This is a genomic window from Chromobacterium sp. (assembly GCF_041912965.1).
In the GTDB taxonomy this organism is placed as follows: Bacteria; Pseudomonadota; Gammaproteobacteria; order Burkholderiales; family Chromobacteriaceae; genus Chromobacterium; species Chromobacterium aquaticum.
Window position 1 is genome coordinate 1 of record NZ_JAYSGF010000086.1, and the last position, 3,790, is coordinate 3,790.

3 protein-coding genes are annotated in these 3,790 nt (G+C 61.6%); all 3 read left to right on the top strand.

Annotation, left to right across the window (positions count from 1 at the left end; translation table 11 throughout):
- A partial coding sequence (locus ACE3QM_RS22650; RefSeq protein WP_374425077.1) for a DUF1833 family protein occupies positions 1 to 326 on the top strand: 326 nt, incomplete at its 5' end.
- A 426-nt stretch (positions 327 to 752) separates the two neighbouring features.
- A complete protein-coding gene (locus tag ACE3QM_RS22655) occupies positions 753 to 1,136 on the top strand; it encodes a hypothetical protein (RefSeq protein WP_374425079.1) in 384 nt (127 codons plus the stop codon).
- On the top strand, positions 1,127 to 3,790 hold a 2,664-nt coding region (locus tag ACE3QM_RS22660; protein ID WP_374425081.1), incomplete at its 3' end, for a host specificity factor TipJ family phage tail protein. The genes ACE3QM_RS22655 and ACE3QM_RS22660, both read left to right, overlap by 10 nt.

Consider the following 3,790-nt stretch of genomic DNA (forward strand, 5'->3'; position numbering starts at 1 on the left):
ATGAGTTTATCGCCTGCGCGTTCAACATCACGTTGCCGGACGACTCCGACAATCAGTTGCCCGAAGCTCAGCTTGAGATTGACAACATCGGTCGTGAATTGACTCAGTGGCTTGAACAAAGCGGCGGCGGCGCTGGCGCCACCTGCCGGATCATGCAGGTCATGCGCGCCACACCTGACCTGATCGAATTCGACATCACCATGGACTTGACCGGCCTGGCGATGGACCAGTCCACCGTTAGCGGCAAGCTCTGCTTCACCGATCTGCTCAACCAGCCCGCCGTCACGGTCTATTACCGGCCGGAAACCGCGCCGGCACTGTTTTGATCTGAAATTAAACCAAGGAGAAATGAGATGAATAGCAAATGGCTGAAACGGTTGCTTTTCAAGGCTTTTGGCCAAAAACAGCAACCGCCGGCAAGGGAAACTACGTTGACGATGCCTGATGGACGTCAAGCTCGAGTGCTAATACTTGGCTCCTATCGACCACGTTGACCACGAATACCCTGCTAATGATTTTGAACGATACCTGCCCACCATTAGCCAGCTTATAGCAGTAAAAGTCCCCTACTGCCGGGATAAAGATAGGTTCTATCTGAATTGATCGATCCAGCCCGTGCATCTCTGCTACCCCAGCAGCTCTATCTGTGAACATTACGCCGATTGTCAGCATTCCACGCTCCAAAATATATCAAATGGATAACAAGTGTATCAGGAGGTCGTCGGCTGGTTTCGACCATTTCGGAGAGCTTAATGCATTGGTCTGATCGCTATGTCGGCCAAGACTATGTCGCCGACACGGCCGACTGCGCTGTACTCGCCGGCACGGTAGCGCGCGAAGTACTTGGCCTTGATGTCCAGCTCCCAGGCGAGCGTCGCCCCGGGCCATTTGGGCGCAATGCGCTCATCCAGCAGCACCAGGACGCTTTCGCACGGCGAGTCGATGCGCCGGCGGACGCTCAACCGGTACTCCTGATTGCCCGCGGTCGCGCTCAGCACATCGGTGTGATGTGCTGGCTGGCCGGAGAGTGGTGGGTGCTGCACGCCGACGAATCCGCCGGGTTTGTTGTGCGCCAGCGGCTGCGCGACATGCCGAGGCAAGGTTATCAAGTTGAAGGGTTCTACGAATGGCTGTGACCAAACCGAAACTGGTGCATCTTCCGCACCCGCTGACCACCAATGGCCGGCAGGTGATCTACGAAGCATTCCGCCGCAATGAGACCCTAGGCGGCTACCTGCGCCGGCTGCAAATTGAAGTGGATCGTGCCCCGCTGGCGGTGCAGGTCAACGGCCGGCCACTGGCTGACTGGCGCCGCTACCGTCTGAGAGGCGGCGATTTCATTGAAGTCCGCGCGGTGGTGGCCGGCGGTGGCGGCGGCAAGATCCTGCGTACCGTCGCCATGGTTGCTCTTGTTCTGGCCGCGCCACAGTTAGGCCCAATGCTGGCTGGCACGATTGGTGTGTCCGCGACTGTCGGGACCGCTCTTGTCATGCTTGGCGGGTCGATGCTGATCAACGCCCTGCTGCCACCACCCATGCCAGAGCTTGGTGGTCTGGGTGGGCGCGATTACTCGGTCAGCAATAATTACGCGCTGTCCGGCGCTCGCAACCGCGCCCGAACCTTTGCGCCGATGCCGCTGGTGATCGGCCAGCGCCGTTTCGTGCCAGACGCGGGCGGCAACCCTTTTACCGAGTTCACTGGCCAGGATCAGTTCCTGTACCAGGCCTACCACTTCGGGCTGCAGCCCGATCTGCAATTGTCCGATTTCCGCATCGGCGACACGCCGATTGGCAATTACCAGGGCGTTCAGCTGTTCCATGCGGCCGCGGATGGACAGTTGCCGGCGGCCTTCGGCAATGTCAGCAGCGACACCGGCCGCGAGATCAAGGCCAGCGACGGCTGGGTAGTGCGACAGCTGGCGCGCGAGACCATCGGCATCGGCATGGACCTGCAGGGCGTCGGCTATTACGCCAACGACAATGGTGATATGGAATGGCGTAACGTCGATTCCGAGATCCAATACCGGCGGCTGCCGGATGGCGCATGGCAGCCCTATGGCGATGACCAATATGGCAAGTACCGGCTGCCAGGCAACAGCATCACGCCGGTGCGCCGCACCTTGATGCAGGAACTGCCGGTTTCGCAGTACGAAGTCAGGGTCCGTAAAACCAGTGGCGACGTGATGTCCAGTCGGGAACGCAACGAGTTCGCCCTTGCCGGCCTGCGCGCATACCGCAAGGACACGACCAGCTACTCCGGTCAACGCCGGGTTGGCCTCAAGATCAAAGCCAGCAGCCAGCTCAACGGCGCCGTGGACGAGTTGAGCGCGATGGCCGTGGCCAGTTGCCCGGTATGGACCGGCTCGACCTGGTCGAATCAGCCGACGACCAATCCCGCATGGTGGTATCTGTGGTTCGCGCGTGGCGCTTTTGACGGCCAAGGCCGCCGGATGTACGGCGCGGGTCTGCCGGATAGCCGAATCGATATCGAGGCCATCAAGGTGTGGGCGGCGTGGTGCGACGCCAAGCAGTTGAGCGTCGGCCTGGTGTTGGACCGTCAATACAGCATCGCCGAAGTGCTGGGCCTGATTGCGCGCTGCGGCCGCGGGCGCTACACCTGGCAATCCGGCAAGCTAGGCGTGATTTGGGATGCGGCCAACCTGCCAGCAGTCGCGGTGTTTGGCCCGGCCAACATCCGTGCCGGCTCGTTCAGGATCGAGTACGTCAACGAGAAGGTGGCCGACGAGGTCATCGTCAATTTTTCGAACAAGGACAAAGGCTACGAAATTGACCAGGTGCGCGTCGCCGTTCCCGGTGTCAGCACCCCAACCAATCCGGTGACGCTGGACTTCATCGGCTGCTGCGATACCAGCATGGCAGGCAGAGAGGCCAATCTGATCGCCGCGTCTCAGCTCTATCACCGCCGGCGTGTGAGCTGGGAAACCGATTTCGAGGGCCTGGTTGCCACGCGCGGCGACGTCGTGTTGTTGAGCCATGACCTTGCCAACTGGTCGCACTCCGGCCGGCTGCTAGCCGGCGACCGCGGGCAACTGCGCTTGGATCGCCCCGTTCCGCTGGGCCCCAGCGGCTGGGTGGGCATTCGCTTCCCAGATGGCCGCTATGGCACCTATCGAGTCAATGTGGGATCAGGCAGCAGCGACACCTTGCAACTGCGCGATCTGATCCCCGCGTCGGACGCTGGCGGCCCGCTGCCGGTGCCTGATGAGTCCCCGGACGCGGTGCCATACGACTGGATGTGGTTCTACGACGCCGCCACGCAGCCGGGCCGGCGCGTCAAGATCGTGGATGTGAAGCCCAGCGCCGAGGGCGTGAAGTTCACCGCCATCGACGATCGCCTGGAGTACTACGCGGCCGAAAGAGGCAGCTTCAGCAACAATGGCCCAGCGCCAACCTTACCGCCGGCGCTGGGTTTCCTGCGGCTGTCGGAGTCCAGCCGAGTGACCGGTGACGGCCGGCGTGTTGCCGTGGTGACCGCGGCATGGCCATCACTTCGCGGTGCTGTGAACTACCAATTGAAGTACCGCCGCGCCGGCGGCGCATGGGCAGCCCAGGTAGTGCCGGATACCTCGTTCAGTTGGGACGCGGATCCTCAAGATATGGATGTGTCGGTGGTTGCTGTTTTCGCTGACGGCTCAATGTCTGCGCCAGCTGTCGCGTCGTTGAAGATCCAGGGGCACACGATGCCGCCAGGCACGGCGACCGCGTTCACGGCAACCGGCGAGATGATGCAGATCACGCTGCGCTGGTCTTATCCCGCACGGGCCGATCTG